General features: G+C 59.1%; 1 protein-coding gene. It reads left to right on the top strand.

Features of this window, described 5'->3' with window-relative positions; all coding sequences use genetic code 11:
* Positions 1–548 precede the first annotated feature (548 nt).
* Positions 549–1283, top strand: a 735-nt coding sequence (locus C442_RS19340) for a hypothetical protein (protein ID WP_049943112.1), incomplete at its 3' end; no start/stop codon positions are given.

The following is a 1283-nucleotide window of genomic DNA, read 5'->3' as shown; positions in this document are numbered from 1 at the left end:
TACACACAATGTTGTTTTATGCAGCCCTCGCAGCCGGAGGCATCACACAATGTCCAATCCATCAGACGACGCATTGCTGACAGAACTCGCAACCTACCAGAACCGGAAGCTCCTACTCTGGCAGCTCGCAGCAGACGGACGCGCGTTCTGTGGTATCCAGTTTGTCGCTCGGGAGCACGACCTGCAGAACGCGCCCGTCGACAAACAAGTCCAAGCCTTCGTCGACGATATGNTGTGGTATCCAGTTTGTCGCTCGGGAGCACGACCTGCAGAACGCGCCCGTCGACAAACAAGTCCAAGCCTTCGTCGACGATATGCTCTCTGACGGAGAGGTTCGACCAGAATACGACGCAATGGCTGACTGGGAAGCCCTGGAAGCGAACCACGGCGACACTGCCGACCAGTACCTCTAGGTCAGGCTCACTCCAGTAGCGATTTTGTGCCGCCTCGGTGGCTGGAGGCTTTCCAGTATGTTGCCTACAGACGAACCACCGTTCGACCCGATCTTCGTCGATGAACCGCTGCTGATCCCAAACTACAAAGAGACGATCATCAGCAANCCGTTCGACCCGATCTTCGTCGATGAACCGCTGCTGATCCCAAACTACAAAGAGACGATCATCAGCAAAGTCGGCTTACCGTTCTACGCTGACGTTGACCGCCCCGATGAAGCGCCCGCTGACGAGCGCGAGCGAACTATCGACCTCGCGGAACGTATCCTACGCGCCGGCGGCGTCCGAACCGGCTTCGGACACCACGAGGAAGTCCGAACCTCGATGGAGTCGTGGGCTCCCGATGCTGGCGAGGATCGCGACGCTGACCCCGGTTACTGGCGGTCGTCAGTTCTCTTGATGACTCCCCAAGAGATGAACTTCGGACAGTTGGACGGCGAACCCGAGCAGAAGCACAAGAAGGCCAAGACCGTGCTTGCGTGGGCCGCCGACTGTATCGACAGCGATGTCCTTCAGGAGATCGAGCGGTCCCAAGCCGAGGATATCAAACAAGCGTGGCGCGACGCCGCAGAAGCCGAACTGACTCAGCGCGAAATCGACCAGTTCGCCGAGGACCCGCCGGAAGCGCTCGATGGGTGGACGAGACTTGACGCCGACCACGACGCCGTTGAGGTCGCATATGTCGCCGACAACCACGGAACACCGTCGGTTGCAGCCGTTTTTGAGAGTGCTGACAGCGAGTTAGAGGCCCACGAGTTCACGCTGGAAGCGTGGGACGAGAACGATGGGAATCCTCGCGAGGCCCGACTGAACCGGTACTGCGTCACCACT

It is taken from the genome of Haloarcula amylolytica JCM 13557, assembly GCF_000336615.1.
Classification (GTDB): Archaea; Halobacteriota; Halobacteria; order Halobacteriales; family Haloarculaceae; genus Haloarcula; species Haloarcula amylolytica.
This window is presented reverse-complemented; position numbering and strand designations above follow the sequence as displayed.